Raw genomic sequence first — 20,826 nt, 5'->3', positions numbered from 1 at the left:
CTCTTCTCCGCCTCGGAGGAACACCAGATGACTTCGTCGAACGTCTCCAGACGCGGCCTCCTGCGCACCGCCGCACTCGGCGCCGGCACCCTCGCCCTGGGCGGCGGCCTGAGCGCGTGCGGCTCCGGCTCCCCCTCCTCGGCGGCGGACGCGCTCACCTACTGGGACTGGTACGTCACCCAAGCCCCCTGGGTGGACAAGGAGATCGAGCTCTTCGAGAAGGGCCACAGCGGCGTCAGCGTCAAGAAGACCACCCAACAGAACGCCAAGTACCCGGACTTGGTCGCGCTCGCCAACCGCAGCGGCAACCCGCCGGACGTCTTCATGATCCCGCAGGTCCCCAGCGTCGCCGAGCAGGTCGCCAAGGGCTGGCTGCACCCGCTCGACGAGTGGGCGACCCCGGCATGGCAGTCACGCTTCCCCGAGGGCACCTTCCTGGAAGGCGCCAACGTCTTCGACGGCAAGGTCTATTCGGCCCCGCTGAAGGGCTCCGGCCCCCAACTCCAGCTCTACATCCACCACGGCGTCTTCAAGTCCGCCGGCCTGACGAACCCCGACGGCAGCGTCAAGATCCCCAGGACCTGGGACGAGGTCACCAGCGCCGCCCAGACGATCACCAAGAAGAGCGGCGGCAAGTCGTACGGCTTCGGCTTCGGCAACGCCGACGGCATCGGCGTCCTCGCCTGGTGGCTGGACCTGTTCGTCCGCGGCGCCGGCGCACCCGGCGGCGCGCCCACCGTGCCCGGCACCGGCATGGACTACCGCGTCGGCAAGTGGACGTTCGGCACCGACCGGGCGTACGCCGACTTCCTGGAACTGTTCGTCGAGTGGAAGAAGCGCGGCTTCTTCCACCCCAACTCCGTGAGCCTGTCCGACGAAGCCGCCCGCGCGTTCTTCGAGCGCGGCAAGTTCGGCATGACCGTCGGCGGCGTGTGGAACCAACCCGAGTGGACCCAGCACAAGTTCACCGACTACAGCCTGGTCACCCTGCCCTCGCCGACCGCGACACCGAAGGGCTTCTACTACGCCGACCCGGTCGGCAACGGCACCTTCGCCGCGGTCTCCGCCAAGAGCAAGAAGGCACACGAGGGGTTCCAGTGGCTCGACGCGCTGACGTCCCCCGCCGCCGGGCGCCGCTGGGTCGAGGACCTCAACGGCGTCTCGGCCCACCCCACGGACAACGACCCGGACGGCATCGACTCCAAGCCCTTCGCCGCCTTCATCGGCATGACCGAGCAGGTACTGCGCGGCCCGGTGCCCCTTGTGCGCAACCCGGAACTGGCCGGTGTCGCGCCCGGCGTCCCCAAGCCGGACATCGGCGATGTGGTCACCGGCGTCTACACGGGTCAGATCAAGGACGTGCAGGGCGCGTTGAGCAGCCTGGCCGACAAGAAGTTCCAGCTCCTGTCCGACGCGGTCGCCGCAGTGGCCAAGCAGGGCAAGAAGGTCAGCACGTCCGACTACGTCTTCGCGGACTGGGACCCCACCAAGCCGTACACCACGAAGAAGAAGGCGTGAGCCGTCACCATGTCACTTCTTGACACCCGCGAGCGCAAGCGAGCGTCCCCGACCCCACCACCCGCCGCCGCCCACCCCGGACTCGGCCGCCGTATCCGCGCCGCCAAGTGGTCGTACCTCTACCTGGCCCCCATGGCCGTACTGCTACTGGCCTTTGTGGTCTACCCGATCTTCGCGTCCTTCGGCTACACCTTCTACCGCTGGAACGGCATCGGCGCCCCCGGCAACTACGTGGGCCTCGCCAACTTCCGGCAGATCCTCGGCGACAGCATCTTCTGGGGCGCGGTCGAGCACACCTTCGTCTACGCCTTCGTCCTCGTCCCGGTGCAACTCCTGCTGGCGTTGGCGCTCGCGCTCGTGCTGAACAACCCGAAGCTCAAGTTCGCGCTGTTCTTCCGGACCGTGTACTTCATCCCCGTCGTCACCTCGGCCGCGGTCGTCGGCGTCGTCATCCAGCTCATGCTCGCCAACTTCGGTGATTCGGCGGGGAGTCTGCTCGCCAAGACCGGGATGACCAACGGGCACATCGACTGGCTCGGCGACCCGCACACCGCGCTGGCCGTGATCATCGCGATCGGCATCTGGCACACCCTCGGCTACAACCTCGTCTACTTCCTCGCCGGACTCCAGACCATCCCGGCCGAGTTGTACGAGGCGGCGAAGCTCGACGGCTGTGGACCGGTCCAATCCTTCTTCCGCATCACCATCCCGATGCTGCGCCAAGTCGGCGTCGTCATCGTGGTGTTGGCGTTCATCGGCAGCTTCCAGGTCTTCGACCTGGTGCAGGTCCTCACCGGCGGCGGCCCGTACTTCGCCACCGAGGTCGTCAACACCTACATCTACCACCTGGCCTTCGGCGGCTCGGCCGGCGCCGCCGCCCAGCCCGACATCGGCCTGGCCTCCGCCGCCTCGTTCCTCTACGGACTGCTCCTCATCGTGTTCTCCGCGCTCCAGGTCCTCGCCCTGCGCGGGATCAGCCGCCGGCGCGCCGCCGCCGACCGATAAGCCGGCCACTCAACGGCCGCCAACCAGCAAAGGGTCACGTCGATGTCCACACTGTCCCAACGCCCGCGCCCGCGTAGGCAGTTGAGCTTGCGCCAAGGCCGACGAGGTCTGCTCTATCTCGCGCTGCTCGGCGGCGGCCTCATCTGGCTCTACCCGTTCCTGTGGGCGCTCGGCAGTTCACTCAAGAGCACCGACGGCTTCTTCTCCGGCGGCCTCAACCCGATCCCGTCCGAGTTCCACTGGTCCAACTACAGCGAGGCCTGGACACAGGCGGATTTCAGCAAGTTCTTCGTCAACACGGTCCTGTTCGCGACCGGCACGGTCATCGTCACCCTGCTCGCCACCTCCATGGCCGGCTACGTCCTGGCCCGCACCGACTTCCCCGGCAAGAAGATCTGGCTCGGCCTGGTCGGGGTGACACTCTTCCTGCCGCACGGCTACACGATCATCCCGGTCTTCGACCTGATCCAGCGCCTCCATCTCCTCAACACCCTCTGGTCGGTGGTCATCGTCCAGTCGGCGGGCGGGATGGTCTTCGGCACCTTCCTCTTCATGGGCTACTTCACGACGATCGACCGGGGGTTGGAGGACGCGGCCCGCGTGGACGGGGCCAACTTCCACCAGATCTTCTGGCGGATCATGCTCCCGCTGTCCGGACCGATGCTGGCGACCGTCGGCCTGTTCGCCTGCATCAACGCCTGGAACAGCTTCTTCATCCCGCTGGTCTTCACCCTCTCCCGCCCCGAACTCCACACCCTGTCCGTGGGCATGTTCAACTTCATCGGCCAGAACTCCACCGCGTGGACCCTGGTGTGCGCGGGCTCGGTCATCACGCTGCTGCCCATCGTCCTGATCTTCATCGTGCTCCAGCGGTTCTTCATCAACGGGCTGGCGGGCGCGGTCAAGCAGTAACGAGGGTCGGCCGTCGAGGAGTTGAGAGCGGCGACCGCCGGTCATCCGCCGCCGTCGAGGTCGGTGCGCTGCCGCAACACCCGCAGTTCGTCACCGACGACCTCCATCTCGTACACCTTCCCCCGCGCGTTCTCGAACGGCCGGTGCAGGATCATCATCAACCGGCCCTCGAACGTCCGGAACAGCATCCCGTGCCCGCTGTCCTCCCGCACCAGAGGCCGCCGCTGCTCCCAAGGCCCGTTGATCACACCGGACTTGGAGACGGCGTAGGTCTGCACGTAACCCCCGGTGAGGGTGCCGTCCGCGCCGAGCACGTTCTTCTCGTACGTCGACCACAGCATGAGCAGTGACCCGTCGGGGGTGCGGTACAACTGCGGGCCGTCCGTGACGTAAGGCGGAAGTTGATGCGGTGCGCCGGCCGGGATCTCCTCGCCGATCCAGGGCGCGTCCGAGGCCTTGAAGAGGAAGACCGGGTCGCCCATCGTCCCGGTCAGGTCCGGGGCCAGCCGGATCGCCTCCATCGTGCCGTCGACGGTCTGCAACCACTCGTGCGCGTACACCATCCACGGCTGCCCGGACGGGTCGACGTACAGCGTGCCGTCCAGGGTCATGAGGTGTTCGGGCGGGGTGGGGCGCGCGGGATCGACCGAAGTGAAGGGGCCCAGCAGGGATTCGGACACGGCCGTGATCGTGCCCCGCCGGTGGTTCGCGAGCTGAAACGGCGTGCCCCAGCGGCCGGTTGGGGGTACGGGAAGCGGACTGCCCTCGTCGTGCAGTGTGGTGAACAGGTAGTACCTGCCGTCCCAGGCGTGCACCTCCGGCGCCCAACCGCCGTCGCCCGCCCAGAGATCGGGCTGCTCCGCCGCCAGGAACACCACCGCGGGACGCGTCCAGTCGCGCAGGTCATCACTGCGGTAGACCATCGTGCCGACGCCCTCCACACCCGACACGGACGGGTCGTTGGACGTGTAGAGGTGATAGGTGCGGGTCGTGTCGTCGGCGACGACGAACGGATCGTGCAACGGCATGTCGGGAAGCCGCATCGGCTCGCCCACGGGATCGGTCGCCATGGTGTCACCGTAGAGCCCGCAAACCCCGTGCGCATCACAGCTATTGAGGGAAAAACGCTTGGACCGCACGGGTGCCGGCGCGGGACACTGCCACTTCCGGCCTGCCCCTTCACCGGGCTGCCGTCGACTCCACGGGGTGGGAATGGGATCGCCTGAATCGCGCGACGTCGGGCCGCGCAAAGGCTCGGTGTCACTCGCACTTCGGTACTACGGACGGGAGTTGGCCCGGCTCCGCCGCTGGACCGCGCCCGCCACACTGCTGCCCGCGGTGGGCAACATCGGCATCAACTACATCGCGCCGCTGATCGTCGCCAAGCTGGTCGGCCGCATCGCCGGCGACGCGGGCATCAGCGTCCGGACGGCACTGCCGTACGTCCTCGGGTTCGCCGGAGTGCTGCTGTTCGCCGAGGTGTTCTGGCGCCTCGGACTGCACTGTCTGAACCGGCTGGACGCGCTCGGCATCGAGCACCTCTATGTGATCGGCATGGACGAACTCTTCGCCAAGGACGCCGCGTTCTTCCACGACAACTTCGCCGGGTCCCTCACCAAGCGGGTGCTGAGCTTCGCCTCCCGCTTCGAGGAGTTCGTCGACACGATGACGTTCCAGGTGGTGGGCAGCCTGGTCCCGCTGCTGTTCGGCTCGGTCGTGCTGTGGCGCTACGAACCGCTGCTCGTCGTGGGCCTGTTGGCGATGATCGCCCTCACCGGCCTGGTCGTCGCGCCCCTCATCCGGCGCCGCCAGGCACTCGTGGACCTGCGCGAGGAGGCCATCGCCCGGGTGTCCGGCCATGTCGCCGACAGCCTGATGAACATGGACACGGTCCGCGCGTTCGCCGCCGAGGAACGCGAGGCCGCCGAACACCGCTCCCGCGTCGCCCAGTCGAGGCGCCTCACGCTGCGCTCCTGGGACTACGGCAACCTGCGCATCGACACCCTGGTCGCGCCACTCTCCGTACTCACCAACGCGCTGGGCCTGCTCCTCGCGGTGGCTCTCGGTGGCGGCGAACACGGCGTCGAGGCGGTCGTGGTCGCCTTCACGTACTACACGAACGCGACGCGGATCATGTTCGAGTTCAACCAGATCTACCGGCGCCTGGAAAGCTCGATGACCGAAGCCGCCCAGTTCACCGAGCTGTTGATGGCACCGCCCACCGTGGTCGACCCGGCCTCGCCCGAGCCGCTGCGGTCACGCGCCACCGACGTCCGCTTCGAGAACGTGACCTTCGCCCACGCGGGCGCCGACACCCTCTTCGACGGACTCGACCTGACCGTGCCCAGCGGCACGAAGATCGGCCTCGTCGGCAGGTCCGGCGGCGGCAAGACCACCCTCAGCCGACTGCTGCTGCGGATGACGGACATCGACGCAGGCCGCATCCTGATCGGCGGCCAGGACATCAGCAGGCTCCGCCAGGCCGACCTCCGCAGCCTGATCGCCTACGTCCCGCAGGACCCGGCCATGTTCCACCGCACCCTGCGCGAGAACCTCACCTTCGCCCGGCCCGACGCCACCGACGCCGAGGTCCGCCGGGCCGCCGAGGCCGCGCACGTCACCGAGTTCGCCGACGCGCTGCCGGACGGCTTCGAGACGATGGTGGGGGAGCGCGGGATCAAGCTCTCCGGCGGCCAGCGCCAACGCGTCGCCCTCGCCCGGGCGATCCTGCGCGACGCCCCGATCCTGCTGCTCGACGAGGCCACCAGCGCCCTCGACTCCGAGAGCGAGATCCTCGTCCAGGAAGCGCTGTGGCGGCTCATGGAGGGCCGGACCGCACTCGTCGTCGCCCACCGGCTGAGCACCGTCGCCGGCATGGACCGGCTCGTCGTCCTGGACCGCGGCCGGATCGTCGAACAGGGCACCCACCAGGAGCTGTTGGCGACCGAGGGCGCCTACGCGAAGCTGTGGCAGCACCAGTCGGGCGGCTTCCTCGACGAGAGCCCCGAACAGGCCGCCGACCTGCACTGACAGCCCGAACAGCGGCCGGAATCACGGGACTTCACCCATCGGATTCCCGGGGCTCTGCCCGTGCCAGGTGGACAACCGGTTTCTAGCCGAGCGTGTTCCAGCGCCGTCTCGCCGAGGTTACCCAGTCTTTTCGAAAGTTCGCCCAAGGTCTTGACGCCGTTTCCGAGCCGGAAGAAGCTCTGCCCCAACGCGTGACAACCGGTTTCTATTGGAGGTGGTGCGGTCATGCACCCACGTGCTGGTGCGCCCCTGAGCCGCCGACGATTTCTCGCCCTCTCGGCGACGGGTGCGGCGGCCGGCGCGGCGGCGCTCAACGGTTGCGCCCTCCAGGTGTCGACCGGGGTGAGCGGTGCGGGCGAGACCGTCACGGTGATGGTCAAGGACGGCGACATCACCACCGACCAGATCACGCAGGCCCACAAGGACCTCGGCATCAAGATCCACCTGGTGCGCTACGACCTCACCAAGCTGATCGCGATGATGACCACCGGCGCACCGCCGGACCTGGTGCGCGGCGTCGGCGCCGTGGACGCCCCGTACTTCGTCGCCCGGGACGTCGCCGAGAACCTCGACCCCTACTTCGCGGCGAGCACCGTCCTCAAGACCGACGACCTCGATCCGGTCAACGACCTGTGGCGCTACGACGGCCACACCCAGGGCAGGGGCCCGCGCTACGGCATGGCGAAGGACTTCTCCCAGGACTCCATGTACTGGTACAACACCGCGCACTTCGACAAGGCGGGCGTCGCCTACCCGCCGGAGACCCAACCGGTCACCTACCAACAGTGGTTGGAGGACGCCAAGCGGCTCACCCAGCGCAAGAACGGCCAGACGACGGTCTTCGGCGGCAGCTACAACGGCCTCAACGCCCCAGGTCTGCTGGCCGGGTTGACGGCCGCCGCCGGAGGCAGCCTGTTCAGCGGCGACTTCTCCCGCGTCGACTTCACCACTCCCGAGGCCCGCAGGGCGCTGGCCTGGTACATCGACTACTGCCGGGCCAAGGTCGGCCCGAGCCTGATCCAGCCCGACCCCAACGGCTGGGACGGGCCCACCTATCAGGCCGGCCGGATGGCCATGACGGGCAGCGGCTACTGGCTCGGCGGCATGATCGACACCGACAGGAAACTGGCCCAGGTGTCCCGGCTCGCCCCCGCCCCGGTCTTCGCGGGCGGCCCGCGCCTGAGCCCCTGCCAGGGCGGCACCGGCCTGTGGATGCCGAAGCAGGCCCCCAACAAGGACGCCGCGTGGCGGGTCTTCGAGTGGTTCTTCGGCGAGGCACCGGCCAAAGCGCGTGCGTCGAGCGGCTGGGGCATCCCGAGCCTAAAGTCCCTGCGGCCGCTGATGCCTGCTCAGGAGCCGTACCAGAAAAGGGTGTTGAGAGTGCAGGAGGCCGAGCTGAAGCACTTCTCGGTGACCGCCTTCACGCCCTACGCCTCCGCCGACGCGCTCGCCGCCCTCTTCAACCAGGCCGCCCCCGCCGCCATGTCGGGCGGGATCTCCGTCGACACCCTCGCGGGCCGGCTGAACTCGTCCATGAACGAGCAGCTCAAGCGCGGTAAGGAGCAAGTGGGATGACGGTCGATCAGATCAACACGGTCACGGGCCGCCCCGGCTCGACCGCGAGCGGCGAGCGGGCGCGGGCGGTACGACAGCCGAGGCCCACCGCGACCGGACGCAGACACCGAGCGTTCTACATGTTCACCTCGCCCTGGATCATCGGCTTCCTGCTGCTGACCGTCCTCCCCATGGCGTACGCGCTGTGGCTGAGCTTCACCACGTTCGACGGCATCTCCCCGCACTGGCGCTACGTCGGCCTCGGCAACTACCGCGAGCTGTTCTCCGACGCGGTGACCTGGCACGCGCTGGGCCGCACGGGCCTGTTCGCGGTGACCTCCGTGCCGTTGTCGATCGCGGCCGGGCTCGGGCTCGCGGTCCTGGTCAACAGACCGCTGAAAGCACGCGGGTTGTTCCGCACCCTGCTCTATCTGCCCGCCGTGGTACCGCCGGTCGGCGCGGGCATCGCCTTCAAGCAGCTCTTCGACCAGAACTCCGGTGCCGCGAACGGGGTGTTGAACATCTTCGGCGTCAACGCCCTGGGCTGGCTGGCCGATCCGTACGCCCGCTACGTGCTGCTGATGAGCGTGCTGTGGACCGCCGGAAACGTCATGATCATCTCACTGGCGGGGCTCCAGGACGTACCCCGCGAACTCCACGAGGCGGCCCGCATCGACGGCGCGAGCGCCTGGCGGACCTTCCGCAGCATCACCGTGCCACTGCTGTCCCCGGTGCTGCTCTTCCAGACCGTGACCGGTGTGATCGCCTCCGTGCAGACCATCATGCCGCTGCTGCTCGCACCCGACGGCACCACGGGCGGCGTCACCGCGATCCCGCAGTCCAACTACCTCTACATGATGCACGTGTTCGCGGAGTACTTCGCGCTCGGCCGCTACGGCTACGCCTCGGCGCTGCTGTGGGTGCTCTTCGTCCTGATCCTCGTCGTGACCGGACTCATCTTCAGGTTCACGTCCGGCGTGGTCTTCTACAACGTCGACCCGGAGGCCAACAAGTGAGCGCCGCCAGCCCGTTCGCCAAGCCCCCGGTCCGCCTGCGGGTCAACCGCCTGGTTCTCTACACCGTCCTCGTCGCCATCACGGGCCTGTTCCTCGGCCCCTTCGGCTGGCTCGTCCTCGCCGGTCTGAAGACCCCGGCCGAACTCGCCGCCTCACCGGTGCACTGGCTGCCCCAGCACATCCAGTGGCACAACTTCACCGACGCCTATCGGCTCATCGACTTCCTCGGCTACGCCCGCAACTCCCTGATCATCGCGACCATTTACGCCACCCTCGTCACCCTCAGCTCCGCCTGGGTGGGCTTCGGCTTCGCCCGCCTCTCCGCCCCCGGCAAGAAGACCCTCTTCGGCATCCTGCTCGGCTCGATGATGCTGCCCCAGATGGTCACCCTGCTGCCGACCTACCTGATCTTCGCCAAGCTCGGCATGGTCGACACCTACTGGCCGTGGGTGCTGTGGGGACTGGCCGCCACGCCGTATCTCGTCTTCCTCTTCCGGCAGTTCTTCGCGGGCCTGCCAAGGGAGTTGGAGGAGGCCGCGATCATCGACGGCTGCGGCTGGGCCACCATCTTCTGGCGGATCTTCCTGCCACAGTCCTGGCCGGTCCTCAGCGCGAGCTTCGTGATCGCCTTCACCTGGACCTGGGGCGACTACATCGCCCCGCAGCTCCTGCTGTCCACCGACCGCACCACCCTCGCGGTCGCCGTCATGTCCACGTACGTCACCTCGGCGGGCACCCCGGTCGCCGACCTCCAGGCCGCCGCCTCCGTGATGTACGTCGTCCCCATCCTGCTGATCTTCCTCGTCGCCCAACGCGGGTTCGTCGCCGGGATGTCGACGAGCGGCCTCAAATAGGCCCGACAGACGGCCTCAAGTAAGCCTTCTTCTCCACCTGTTGCAAGGAGTCGCACCATGAACACACCCCTGTCCCGTCGTACGGCCCTCCAGGCGGCCGGTGCCACCGCGCTCGCCGCCGGCCTCTCCGGACTGACCGCGACGGCGGCCCACGCGTCCGGCGGCCACAACTCCCGCCCCAAGCTGGTCACTTATCCCCGACCGACGACCATGCCGACCAACACCAGCTTCCAGGTGCGGGTGCGCACCGCCCCCGACGGCACCTGGCAGACCCTCGACATCTACCGGCCGCAGTTCGAGGAGATCAACGCCTCCACCGGATCGGGCAAGGTCTACAACTCGTCGATGGCGTACTTCGACTTCAACGGCTCGGTCGAGATCGAGGTCACCTACCTCAAGGGCGGCACCACCAAGGCCCGGGTGAGACCCGACTCGTACGGCATCACGCCCGAACTCCTCGGCGACACCCTGCGGTTCACCCTCGACGAGCCCAAGGACATCGTCGTACAGATCAACGACGAGACCTTCGACGCCCTGCACCTCATCACCAACCGCGTCGAGCACCACGCGCCGGCCGCCGACGACCCGAACGTCCTCTACTTCGGCCCCGGCGTCCACGCTGTCACCGGCAACATCCTCACCGTCCCCAGCGGCAAGACCGTCTACCTCGCGGGCGGCGCCGTCCTCACCGCGCAGGTCTACTTCAAGGACGTGGAACGGTCCCGCCTGATCGGGCGCGGCGTGCTCTACAACAACCCCGGCGGCGCCATCCTCTGCGAAGGCAGCAAGAACATCCGCGTCGAGGACGTCATCATCCTCAACCCGGCCGGATACGCGGGCACGTTCGGCGAGAGCGAGAACGTCCACATCACCAAGGCACGCGCGTTCAGCTCGAAGGGCAACGGCGACGGCTTCGACGTCTTCTCCTCGACCGGGATCACCTTCGACGGCTGCTTCATGCGCAACTCCGACGACTGCATCGCCATTTACTGCCACCGCTGGGACTACTACGGCGACACCCGCGACATCACCGTCAAGAACTGCACCCTGTGGGCCGACGTCGCCCACCCCATCAACGTCGGCACGCACGGCAACACGGACGCCCCCGAGACGATCGAGAACCTCGTCATCAAGAACATCGACATCCTCGACCACCGCGAACCCCAGATGAACTACCAGGGCTGCATCGCCCTCAACCCCGGCGACTCCAACCTCATCAAGAACGTCCGCATCGAGGACGTCCGGATCGAGGACTTCCGCTGGGGCCAGGTCATCTACATGAAGGTCATGTACAACACGAAGTACAACACCTCGGTCGGCCGCGGCATCGAGGACGTGTACGTCAAGAACCTCAGCTACACGGGCACCCGCGCCAACCCGTCCCTCTTCCTCGGCTACGACGCCGAACACGCCATCGACAACGTCACGTTCGAGAACCTGGTGATCAACGGGCTGGTCGTCGCGGACTCGATGAAGAAGCCGACCTGGTACTACACCACGGACGAGATCCAGTGGTTCTACAACGAGCACGTGACGAACCTGAAGTTCCTCACGACCGCCGAGGCCGAGGCGGCTGCCGCGTCATGACGAAGCGCTCCGCTGGAAGGGCGAGGAGGGGCCGTCGGTTGGCTGCGGCTCCTTCGTGGCTGGTCGCGCCGTTCCCCGCGCCCCTTTGGGGCGCTGCTGCCGAGCCGCAGTTGACCACGTCGGGTTCGCTCGGTCGCCGGGGCTTCCTCGGCGGTGCTGCGGCCCTGCTGTTGGCCTCGGGCGCGAGCGGACTGCTCGTGCCCGGCCGGGCGGCGGCGTCCGGCAACGACTCCGAGGTGACCTTCTCCCACCCCGGCCTGCTGCATACCGCCGACGACCTCGCCCGTATGAAGACAGCGGTCGTCACCAAGCAATCCCCGGTCTACGACGGCTACTTGGCGCTCGCGGCCCATGCCCGCTCCTCGTCGTCGTACGCCGTGCAGAACACCGGCCAGATCACCACTTGGGGCCGCGGCCCCGCCAACTATCAGAACCAGGCCGTCGCCGACTCGGCCGCCGCCTACCAGAACGCCCTCATCTGGTCCGTCACCGGAGACACCGCACACGCCGACAAGGCACGCGACATCCTCAACGCCTGGTCCGCCTCCCTCACCACCATCACGGGAGCCGACGGCCCCCTCGGCGCGGGCCTCCAGGCCTTCAAGTTCGTCAACGCCGCCGAGCTGCTCCGTCACACCGGCTACGACGGCTGGAACGCGGCCGACATCGCCCGCTGCGAGGAGTCCTTCCTCCGCGTCTGGTACCCGGCCCTGTCCTGCTACATGCTCTACGCCAACGGCAACTGGGACCTGACGTCCCTTCAATCCCTCCTGGCCATAGGCGTGTTCTGCGAGGAACCCACCCTCTTCTACGACGCGCTCCGCTTCGCCGTTGCCGGCGCCGGCAACGGCAGCGTCCTCCATCGCATCGTCACCGACGCCGGCCAGGGCCAGGAGAGCGGCCGCGACCAGGGCCATGAACAGCTCGCGGTCGGCCTGTTGGCGGACGCCGCGCAGGTCGCCTGGAACCAGGGCGTCGACCTCTGGGGCTTCGACGACAACCGCATCCTCGCGAACGTCGAGTACGCCGCCCGCTACAACCTCGGCGGCGACGTCCCCTTCGTCCCCGACCTCGACCGCACCGGCAAGTACATCAAGCTGACCGTCTCGCCCACTTCACGCGGCAGCCTGCCGCCCATCTACGAGATGGCGTACGCGCACTACGCCGGTGTGCGCGGCCGGGACACCCCATACACGAAGAACGCCGTCTTCCGCGGCACCGGCGGCACCCGCGTCGTCGAGGGCAGCAACGACGACCTGCCGAGCTGGGGCACCTTCGCCTACGCCGGCGCCACCGCCCTCTCACCGACCGTGCCGACACCACCGGCCGGCGTCACGGCGATCGGCAACGACCGTTCCGTGACGGTGAGTTGGCTGCCGTCGACGTGGGCCGACACCTACACGGTCCTGCGGGCGACCGACGTAGACGGCCACTACGAGAAGATCGCGTCCGGTGTCCACAGGCCGACGTACACCGACCGGAAGGTGCACGCAGGACGGACGTATTACTACACGGTCACAGCCTCGAATGCCCTTGGTGTGAGCGGCAGTTCGGCTTGGGCGGCCGCCTCTGCCGGTCTCCCCTCGGCCTGGTCGACCCGGGACGTGGGAGACGTGAAGGTCCCCGGTTCCGCCGCCTTCGACGGCGAGCGCTTCGTCCTGGAGGCGAGCGGCACGGCCGACACCTACCGTCTCGTCCACCTCCCACTGCGCGGCGACGGCACGGTCACCGCACGGGTCGTGTGGCCGCTCAGCTCCCAGTACTCCAAGATCGGCGTCACCGTCCGGGCCTCGCTCGACGCGGACGCGGCGCACGCCTCGATGCTGATCCAGGGGCTGCCGCTGCACACGTGGAGCGGGGTGTGGACGGCACGCCCGTCGACCGGTGCGGAGATCTCCGCGACCGGCAGCACACCGGTACCGCCCTCCCAGCAGCAGGCGATCACGGTTAACGCCGCCTTTCCGATCTCCAGCCTCGGCACGCTGCCCGAGTCGGCGACCCCACTGGAGGCGCCGTACGTCGAGGGCGCGGGCGACGGTTACCGGCTGCGGAAGCCCTACTGGGTACGAGTGACCCGCAAGGGTGCACGCTGCATCGGCGCCGTCTCCCCGGACGGCATCCACTGGACCGAAGTCGGCTCCACCGAGGTCGAGTTGGGCCGCACCGCCTACGCCGGGCTCGCCCTCACCTCCTGCCTCGGCGTCGACGAGGACTACGCCGAGACCGGCACCGGCGCCTTCGACAACGTCAGCGTGACCTCCTCGTCCGGCACGGTGTGGTGCGTACCCCGCCCCGCCCGTACCGCGACCGACCTGCGGGCCCAAACCGGCACCGACGCAGTCGAGTTGGCCTGGACCGACCCGGACCTCTCCGCCGAGTACACGGTGCTGCGCGCCACCCGGACGAGCGGACCGTACGAGACCCTCGCCACCCACGTCGGCTCGGTCGGCTTCGGTACCCGCATCCGCTACATCGACGCGACGGGGGCGCCGGGAACGACGTACCACTACACGGTCGCGAAGACCAACGCCGGTGGACGCGGGCCGCGTTCGACACCGGCGCAGGCCGTGATGCCGAGTCCGACACAGCCCCAACTCACCTCCGCCTCAGCCGTGTTCACGAACCAGGGCGCCGCCTTCCGGTATCTGTTGGGCGCCTCGCACGAGCCCGTACGGTTCACGGCGGACGGGCTGCCCGCCGGGCTGCGCATCGACCGGCGCACCGGCCTGATCTCCGGAATCCCTACGGAGGCAGGGGAGTTCACGCTCGCGACGACCGCCGCCAACGCCTCCGGAACCGCGATCGGGACCCTCGCCCTCACGGTCGGCACCGCGCCGCCCGTGCCGTGGACGTACGGCGATCTCGGCGACACCGTGCTCGACGACCGTGCCTTCGGGACGCTGGGCGTGGTGGCGATCACCACGCCCGGGAGCACGTCGTACGACGGCGGCGCCTTCACCGTGCGGGGCGCGGGTGTCGATCTCAATGCCAACGGCCAAGGAATGACAGGGCAGTTCGTACGGCGGCCCGTAAGCGGTGACTGTGAGGTCGTCGCCCGGATCGTCTCCCGCAGTGGCGTGAGCACCGACAGGGTCGGGCTGCTCATGGCGAAGTCGCTGTCGCCGTTCGACCAGGCCGCCGGAGCGATCGTCACCGGCGGGACCACTGCCCAGCTCATGCTCCGCAAGACCGTGGCCGGTGCCTCCGCCTTCACCGGCGGAGCTGCCGTCACCCTCCCCGCCCTGCTGCGGCTGAAGCGCGTCGGGACCGCCTTCAGCGCAGCCCTGTCCACCGATGACGGTGTCACCTGGACCCCCTTCGCCGACGGAGAGATCCCCGGCTTCGGTGACGCCCCCTACTACGTCGGGCTGGTGGTCTGCTCGCGCAGCCAACCGGTCCGCTGCACCACCGAGTTCGACGAGGTGAGCATCACGCCCACCTGATCCGTCATGGATTGGAGATGCACCGCAATGAGCCGCACGTCCCCCCACGAGCACCTCCGCAGAACAGAGTTGAGCCGCCGCGGTCTGTTGAAGACCGCCGGTGGACTCACCGCGGCCGTCGCCCTCGGCGGCGCCACGGTGGCCACGACCGCGCACGCGGCCCCGGCCACCTTCACCCACCCCGGCATGCTGCACAACGCCGGAGACATCAACCGGGCCAAGGTCAGGGTCGCGGCGGGAACCGACCCCTGGCTGTCCGGCTGGAACAGGCTGACCGCCAACTCCCACTCGCAGTCGACCTGGACGAACCGGGCCACCGCCACGATCATCCGCGGCGGCGACGGCCAGAACTACAGCCTGCTCTACAACGACATCGCCGCCGCCTACCAGAACGCCCTGCGCTGGAAGGTCGGCGGCACCGAGGCGAACGCCGTGTGCGCCGCGAACATCCTCAACGCCTGGTCGTCGACGCTGACTTCGGTCACCGGCAACGCCGACCGGTTCCTCGCGGCCGGCCTCTACGGCTGGCAGTTCGCCAACGCCTGCGAACTGATGCGGGACTACAGCGGGTTCCATCTCGCCGCCGCCCAGCAGATGCTGGCCAACGTCTTCTACCCGCTCAACAACAGCTTCCTGACCAACCACAACGACGCCTGCATCACCAACTACTGGGCCAACTGGGACCTGTGCAACATGGCCTCGATCCTGGCCATCGGCATCCTCAACGAGGACTCCGCCAAGTACGACCAGGCCGTCACCTACTTCAAGTCCGGTGCGGGCAACGGCTCCATCGCGCACGCCGTGCCGTATCTGTACACCGACTCGGACGGCTACGCGCTCGGCCAGTGGCAGGAATCCGGCCGCGACCAGGGCCACACCGTCCTGGGCATGGGCCAGATGGGCGCGATCTGTGAGATGGCCTGGAACCAGGGCGACGACCTCTATTCGTACGACAGCCGTCGCTTCATGAAGGCCGCCCAGTACGTCGCGAAGTACAACAGCGGCAGCGACGTGCCCTTCACCACCTACACCTGGGGTACCGGACAGAGCTGCGCCCAGTCGTCCCAGACGGTGGTCTCCTCCGCCTCGCGCGGCCAGATCCGCCCGGTGTGGGCGATGCTCCACTTCCACTACAACCGGCGGATCGGCCTCGACGACAAGTACATCTCGGCCATGTACTACGACCTCGTCGCACCCGAGGGCGGGGGAGGTGACTACGGCTCCGACAGCGGCGGCTACGACCAGCTCGGCTTCGGCACCCTGATGTACGCGAAGTAGCGGCCCGGGATGTCCACGGGTCGGGCATCGGTGCCCGACCCGTGGACGCCCTCTTGACCCCGGGCGACGGCGGATCGACACTCCAGTAGGGAATCCTAGTGAACAGGTAGGGAAACAATGGGGCGCCTTGAGTCGGTCACCACCAGCCGCGTGGACCGTTCGCCTCTTCTGACCTCCCGCCGTCACATCGACCTGCTGCGGGTCTGCAGCGCGCTGAACCCCCCGCGCTGAGCCCTGTCCTCCGCTCGACGACGCTTCCGCCGCGCGTACGTCCACGCGCCCGTACCCGGGGAGTCCCATGTCCAGCACGCCTCTCGCCGCCATCCCCTCACCCCGTACCGCCCCCGTGTTCCGGGGCCGGATCGGACGCGACGCGCGCAGCGGGCACTACGCCGTGCCGCGCCGCTACCGCCTGCATCTGTCCACCGCCTGCGCCGACGGCCTCCGCATCGCCGTCACGCACAGCCTGCTCGGCCTCGACGAGAGCTGTCCGGCCGTGTTCCTGTCCGCCGTGCCCGACTGTCCGAGTGGTGGACACTCCGCGCTGCGCCCGCTCTACGAGGCGAGCGCGCACCGCTACTCCGGACCGGCCGCCGCGCCGGTGCTCAGCGACGACTGGTCCGGCCGGATCGTCAGCACCCACGCCCCCGACATCACGCGCGACCTCGCCCGGCACTTCGGCGAGGGCGGACCCCAGTTGTACCCGTGCGGCGCCGAGTCTGAGATCGAGGCCGTCGAGCGGCTGTGCGCCGAAGGCATCGAGGACGCCGCGCAGCGCGCCGGCGCGGCCGGTGTCGAACAGGACGAGCGTGACGAGGCGTTGGGCCGGTTGCTGGAGACGCTCGGCTCGCTGGACCGGTGGCTGGACGGCCGCGAGCACATGATTCGCGACGAACTCACCGCAGCCGACGTCGAGTTGTGGGTGTCACTGGTCCAACTCGACACCGTGCATCGCAACCACCTGGATGCCGCCGCCGTGCAGCGCATCGCCGACCACCCCCACCTGTGGGCCTACGCCCGCCGCCTGGCCGCCCACCCGGCCTTCGGCACCCACCTCGACCTCGACGGCATCGCCCGCCGTCACCACGCCCATTGCCGGGGCCTGGAGGCCGCCGGCGCGGCCGTCCAGATCCTGGACTGGGCTGCCCACGCGGCGGACGAAACGGGAGCTTGCCGCAGCTGAGGGCCGTCCGGGCCGTCCAGTTGGTGGACGGCCATTGACATACGTTCGGACATTTGTCTTAACTTGCGACCCAGAACGGTCATGAGTGTCAGCGACAAGCCCTGGCTTGCTGACCGGCAACCCTCGCACGCGGTGGGGTGCCCCAGGTGACGACCGGACCGGATGACGTTCGGTAAGCGCGAGGCCCCGCGGGGCCGGAACAGTGACAGGTGACGCCATGTACGCAGCTCCCAGGACGGCCACATGCCGCCCGCAGGGCTGCGTACGGTCGTACGCCAACCTGTTCGTCGCCGACCGCGCTGTCGATCTGCTCCGGGTCAGCAGCGCACTGTGTACCGCCTCGGGCCGCGCCCGCTGTCGGGCCTGACGACCAGTCGGCCGACGCGCCTCTGACGCACACCCGATCCCGTCGGTGTGCCTGCCCCCTCCCCGCCCCCGGTCCCGTGCACCCGCGCGTACCGTCCGCCGTCGCGCGTCCACTGCCACGGACCGGGGTCTGTGAACCTGCCGGAGCCCACCATGAGTGAACCCCCAGGCACCACCGTGTCCCTGGCCGACGCCCCGTCGACTGATGCCCCGTCAAAACCCCTGACCGCACAGCGAGTTCAGCCGCTGCGCCGGCCCGGCCGGTGGATCGTCACCCTGGTCGTGCTGGTGCTCGTCGCCCAGTTCGTCCACGGACTGGTCACCAACTCCTTCTATCAGTGGGACCGCTTCGGCTACTGGTTCCTGCGCCCGACGATCCTCGACGGACTCGTCATCACCCTCGAAGTGGCCGCACTGAGCGCGGTGTTGGGCCTCCTCGGCGGCATCCTGCTCGCCCTGGCCCGACTCTCCAAGAGCCCGGTACTGCGCGCGGCGAGCTGGACCTATGTATGGGCCCTGCGCTCGATCCCGCTCATCGTGGTGCTGATCTTCCTCTACAACTTCAGCGCCCTGTACCAGACCCTCAGCATCGGCGTCCCCTTCGGCCCCGCCTTCTTCTCCTTCGACGAGTCGAAACTGGCCACCGACATGGCCGTCGCCGTCGTCGGCCTCAGCCTCAACGAGGCGGCCTACGCGGCGGAAGTGGTCCGCGGCGGCATCCTCTCCGTCGACCAGGGCCAGCACGAGGCGGCCTCCGCCCTCGGGCTGCCCAAGGGCTACCAGTTCCGCAAGATCGTCTTCCCGCAGGCGCTGCGCTCGATCACCCCGAACTACGTCAACCAGCTGATCGGCCTGATCAAGAGCACCTCCCTGGTCTTCTACGTCTCGCTGCTCGACCTGTTCGGCTCCGCGCAGACGATGGGCTCCACCTACCCCGGCGACATCGTGCCGCTGCTCCTGGTCGTCACCGTCTGGTACCTCATCCTCACCAGCGTCGTGTCCGTCATCCAGTTCTACGTCGAGCGGCACTACGCCCGGGGCGCCACCCGCTCCCTGCCGCCGACCCCGATCCAGAAACTCCGCACCGGTGTCACCGACCTGCGGGCCCGCATCCGCAGGGAGGCCGCCGTATGACCACGAACACCGTCGAACCGCTGGCGGACATCACACCCGCCGCCGTGGAGGTGCACGACGTGCACAAGTGGTACGGCGCGCACCGGGTGTTGGACGGCGTCGACCTGACCGTGCGGCCCGGCGAGGTCACCGTGATCCTCGGCCCGTCCGGCTCCGGCAAGTCCACGCTGCTGCGGGTCATCAACCACCTGGAGAAGCCCGAGATCGGCTACGTCAGCGTCAACGGCGAGCTGATCGGAGTGCGGCAACAGGGCGGCAGGCTCAAGGAGTTGAGCGAACGGGCCATCCTCGCGCAGCGCAGCCGGATCGGGTTCGTCTTCCAGAACTTCAACCTCTTCCCGCATCTGACCGTGCTGGACAACGTGGCCGCCGCCCCGGTCGCCACCGGCAGGCTCAGCAAGCCCGAAGCCCTGGAACTGGCAAGGGAGTTGCTCGGCCGCGTCGGACTCGCCGAGAAGACCGGCGCCTACCCGAGGCAGCTCTCCGGCGGTCAGCAGCAGCGCGTGGCCATCGCACGCGCCCTCGCCCTGCGCCCCGGCGTCATCCTCTTCGACGAACCGACCTCCGCCCTCGACCCCGAGCTCGTCGGCGAAGTCCTCGCCGTCATCAAGGACTTGGCGACCAGCGGCACCACCCTCGTCATCGTCACCCACGAGATCGGCTTCGCCCGCGAGGTCGCCGACCGGGTCGTCTTCATCGACGGCGGAAAGATCGTCGAACAGGGCCCGCCCCACGAGGTCCTCGACAAGCCACAGCACGAACGGACCAGGGACTTCCTCAGCAAGGTCCTCTGACCCCACCCGCACGTCCCCCTTCAGCAGCCCCGCACTTCCACCTTCAGCAGCCCTCAACACCGAGCCTAGGAACAGCCATGTCTACGCCCAGCCTTCGCAGCAGACTCACTCGCGGACTCACCGCGGGAACCGTCCTCGCCTCCCTCGCCGGCGGTCTCGCGGCCTGCGGCGGCGACAGTGACGCGGCCACCACGTCCGGCAGCGCCGCCTCCGGCACGGTCACCGTGGGCGCTCTCTCCAACGGCGCCGCCAAGGAGACGACACTCAAGGTCGCCGAAGTGAAGTCGATCAGCGCCGAGTTGCCCAAGTCCGTGGCGAAGAGCGGCACGTTGGAGATCGGCGTCGGCTTCCTGCCCGCAGGATCCCCGCCGCTCGGCTACGTCGGCTCGGACCAGAAGACCCTCACCGGTTCGGAGACCGACATCGCCCGCCTGGTCGCGGCCGTTCTCGGTCTCAAGCCCGAGCTGAAGAACTCCACTTGGGAGAACCTCTTCATCGGTCTGGACAGCGGCAAGGTCGACGTCGCCTTCTCCAACGTCACCGACACCGAGGAGCGCAAGGCGAAGTACGAGTTCGCCTCCTACCGCGAGGACAACCTCGGCTTCGCGGTGAAGGCGAGCAACTCCTGGAACTTCGACGGCAGTTACGAGAACCTCGCCGGCAAGACCGTCGCCGTGGGCGCGGGCACCAACCAGGAGCGGATCCTCCTGGAGTGGAAGAAGAAGCTGGCCGCCGAAGGCAAGAAGGCGCTCACCGTCAAGTACTTCCAGGACAACAACAGCACGTATCTCGCGCTGGCCTCCGGGAAGATCGACGCCTACCTCGCCCCGAACCCGTCGGTCGCCTACCAGGTGTCCTCGACCACGGGCACGGCGAAGGCCGTCCGCAACGCGGGCACCTACTCCGGCGCCGGATCCTCCCTCCAGGGCCTGATCGCGGCCACCGCGAAGAAGGACAGCGGCCTCGCCAAGCCCCTCGCGGACGCCATCAACTACCTGATCAAGAACGGGCAGTACGCCAAGTGGCTGGCCGCCTGGAACCTCTCCAACGAGGCCGTCGCCAAGTCCGAGGTCAACCCGCCCGGACTGCCGCTCAGCGACTCCTGACCCACCCTCTCGGCCAGGGGACCCCGCCACGTCACGGCGGGGTCCC

General features: G+C 68.5%; 16 protein-coding genes and 1 riboswitch. Of the genes, 15 read left to right on the top strand and 1 reads right to left on the bottom strand.

Going from position 1 to position 20,826, the window contains the following annotated elements:
- The first annotated feature begins 27 nt into the window (after nucleotides 1–27).
- The 3 genes from OG194_RS05200 to OG194_RS05190 are packed head-to-tail and all read left to right on the top strand — an operon-like array spanning nucleotide 28 to nucleotide 3,435.
- Nucleotides 28–1,518, top strand: a complete 1,491-nt coding sequence (locus OG194_RS05200) for an ABC transporter substrate-binding protein (protein ID WP_327399648.1) — start codon at nucleotides 28–30, stop codon at nucleotides 1,516–1,518.
- Nucleotides 1,519–1,527: 9 nt separating this feature from the next.
- Nucleotides 1,528–2,523 carry a carbohydrate ABC transporter permease gene (locus tag OG194_RS05195; protein WP_327399647.1) on the top strand — a complete coding sequence of 332 codons (996 nt, stop codon included), beginning with the start codon at nucleotides 1,528–1,530 and terminating at the stop codon, nucleotides 2,521–2,523.
- 42 nt (nucleotides 2,524–2,565) lie between these two features.
- The gene (locus OG194_RS05190; RefSeq protein ID WP_327399646.1) at nucleotides 2,566–3,435 is read left to right on the top strand and encodes a carbohydrate ABC transporter permease; all 870 of its coding nucleotides are present in this window, start codon (nucleotides 2,566–2,568) and stop codon (nucleotides 3,433–3,435) included.
- 41 nt (nucleotides 3,436–3,476) lie between these two features.
- On the opposite strand, the gene OG194_RS05185 is transcribed toward OG194_RS05190, so the two are convergent.
- Nucleotides 3,477–4,505 carry a glycoside hydrolase family 43 protein gene (locus OG194_RS05185; protein WP_327399645.1) on the bottom strand — a complete coding sequence of 343 codons (1,029 nt, stop codon included), beginning with the start codon at nucleotides 4,503–4,505 and terminating at the stop codon, nucleotides 3,477–3,479.
- A 142-nt stretch (nucleotides 4,506–4,647) separates the two neighbouring features.
- On the opposite strand from OG194_RS05185, the gene OG194_RS05180 reads away from it, so the two are divergent.
- From OG194_RS05180 to OG194_RS05125, 12 genes are all read left to right on the top strand, one after another.
- Nucleotides 4,648–6,465 (top strand): ABC transporter ATP-binding protein, encoded by a 1,818-nt coding sequence (locus OG194_RS05180; RefSeq protein WP_327399644.1) that lies wholly within the window; start codon nucleotides 4,648–4,650, stop codon nucleotides 6,463–6,465.
- Between the two features lie 225 nt (nucleotides 6,466–6,690).
- On the top strand, nucleotides 6,691–8,040 hold the full coding sequence (locus OG194_RS05175) for an extracellular solute-binding protein (protein ID WP_327399643.1): 1,350 nt from the start codon (nucleotides 6,691–6,693) through the stop codon (nucleotides 8,038–8,040).
- Nucleotides 8,037–9,035 carry a carbohydrate ABC transporter permease gene (locus tag OG194_RS05170; protein WP_327399642.1) on the top strand — a complete coding sequence of 333 codons (999 nt, stop codon included), beginning with the start codon at nucleotides 8,037–8,039 and terminating at the stop codon, nucleotides 9,033–9,035. The genes OG194_RS05175 and OG194_RS05170 overlap by 4 nt, the downstream gene beginning before the upstream one ends.
- The gene (locus OG194_RS05165) at nucleotides 9,032–9,889 is read left to right on the top strand and encodes a carbohydrate ABC transporter permease (RefSeq protein ID WP_327399641.1); all 858 of its coding nucleotides are present in this window, start codon (nucleotides 9,032–9,034) and stop codon (nucleotides 9,887–9,889) included. The genes OG194_RS05170 and OG194_RS05165 overlap by 4 nt, the downstream gene beginning before the upstream one ends.
- A gap of 57 nt (nucleotides 9,890–9,946) precedes the next feature.
- On the top strand, nucleotides 9,947–11,476 hold the full coding sequence (locus OG194_RS05160; RefSeq protein ID WP_327399640.1) for a glycosyl hydrolase family 28 protein: 1,530 nt from the start codon (nucleotides 9,947–9,949) through the stop codon (nucleotides 11,474–11,476).
- 170 nt (nucleotides 11,477–11,646) lie between these two features.
- Complete coding sequence (locus OG194_RS05155) at nucleotides 11,647–14,919, top strand: alginate lyase family protein (protein ID WP_327406982.1); 3,273 nt, start codon at nucleotides 11,647–11,649, stop codon at nucleotides 14,917–14,919.
- A gap of 27 nt (nucleotides 14,920–14,946) precedes the next feature.
- Nucleotides 14,947–16,197, top strand: coding sequence for an alginate lyase family protein (locus OG194_RS05150; protein ID WP_327399639.1), 1,251 nt, complete (start codon nucleotides 14,947–14,949; stop codon nucleotides 16,195–16,197).
- 117 nt (nucleotides 16,198–16,314) lie between these two features.
- Nucleotides 16,315–16,428: a putative leader peptide gene (locus OG194_RS05145; RefSeq protein ID WP_327399638.1), complete on the top strand. Its 114-nt coding sequence runs from the start codon at nucleotides 16,315–16,317 to the stop codon at nucleotides 16,426–16,428.
- Between the two features lie 67 nt (nucleotides 16,429–16,495).
- Nucleotides 16,496–17,380: a glutathione S-transferase C-terminal domain-containing protein gene (locus OG194_RS05140; protein ID WP_327399637.1), complete on the top strand. Its 885-nt coding sequence runs from the start codon at nucleotides 16,496–16,498 to the stop codon at nucleotides 17,378–17,380.
- A gap of 77 nt (nucleotides 17,381–17,457) precedes the next feature.
- A riboswitch (SAM riboswitch) is annotated at nucleotides 17,458–17,565 on the top strand.
- A gap of 334 nt (nucleotides 17,566–17,899) precedes the next feature.
- Nucleotides 17,900–18,880: an amino acid ABC transporter permease gene (locus tag OG194_RS05135; RefSeq protein ID WP_327399636.1), complete on the top strand. Its 981-nt coding sequence runs from the start codon at nucleotides 17,900–17,902 to the stop codon at nucleotides 18,878–18,880.
- Entirely contained in the window at nucleotides 18,877–19,674 is a 798-nt protein-coding gene (locus OG194_RS05130) for an amino acid ABC transporter ATP-binding protein (RefSeq protein ID WP_327399635.1), read from the top strand. Before OG194_RS05135 ends, OG194_RS05130 begins: the two co-directional genes overlap by 4 nt.
- 77 nt (nucleotides 19,675–19,751) lie before the next feature.
- Entirely contained in the window at nucleotides 19,752–20,780 is a 1,029-nt protein-coding gene (locus tag OG194_RS05125) for an ABC transporter substrate-binding protein (RefSeq protein ID WP_327399634.1), read from the top strand.
- Nucleotides 20,781–20,826 lie beyond the last annotated feature (46 nt).

The organism is Streptomyces sp. NBC_01288, from assembly GCF_035982055.1.
Lineage (GTDB): Bacteria > Actinomycetota > Actinomycetes > Streptomycetales > Streptomycetaceae > Streptomyces.
The sequence above is the reverse complement of the archived record's forward strand: the minus strand, read 5'-3'. Positions and strand labels throughout refer to the sequence as shown.